This is a genomic window from Porphyromonas sp. CAG:1061, assembly GCF_000435035.1.
Classification (GTDB): domain Bacteria; phylum Bacteroidota; class Bacteroidia; order Bacteroidales; family Porphyromonadaceae; genus Porphyromonas_A; species Porphyromonas_A somerae.
In genome coordinates, this window is record NZ_HF988947.1 from 2,397 (window position 1) to 3,049 (window position 653).

1 protein-coding gene is annotated in these 653 nt (G+C 51.5%); it reads left to right on the forward strand.

The genetic code is table 11. The annotated features are described in order from the left end of the window. Positions 1 to 64 precede the first annotated feature (64 nt). A partial coding sequence (locus tag QVO39_RS08235) for a sodium:calcium antiporter (RefSeq protein ID WP_502685075.1) occupies positions 65 to 653 on the forward strand: 589 nt, incomplete at its 3' end.

Genomic DNA, 653 nt, shown 5'->3' on the forward strand with positions numbered 1-653 from the left:
CTCGACTACTTCGCTGGAGTATGCAGCCCTAGATGAACGGGCAGTGAAAAATTGATGATAGATTATGTGGATTGAGATAGTTTTAGTGATCGTGGGGGTGGCTCTAATCGTGGCAGGGGCTAACTTTATGACGGATGGTGCCTCGGCAATAGCTAAGCGGCTACATATTCCCCAGATAATCATAGGGCTAACGATTGTGGCCTTCGGAACCTCGGCACCAGAGTTGGTGGTGAGTGTGATCGGAAGTATTGATGGGAGCGGTGGAATCGCTGTGGGGAATGTGATTGGGAGTAACATTTTTAATGTGCTCTGTGTACTGGGGGCTTGTGCTTTGGTACACCCTGTGCCAGTGAAGTTAAATACGCTTCGCTTTGACCTTCCGATTGCACTTGTGGCCTCTATTTTGCTGATGTTGGTGCTCTCGGATATGCCACTAGATGGGATGCCCTCGCTGGTCTCTCGTTCGGAGGCTTTGACATTGCTCCTCTTTGGCCTACTCTTCCTGCTTTATACCATTGTGGTGGGAAAGCAGGGAGATGACGCCTCGGAAACGGAGGAGGAGGGGCGCAACATGCACTGGCTCTTGGCAGTGGTCTATCTTATTGGCGGCTTGGCTGGACTGGTCTATGGGGGCCAGCTCTTTGTGGGGAATG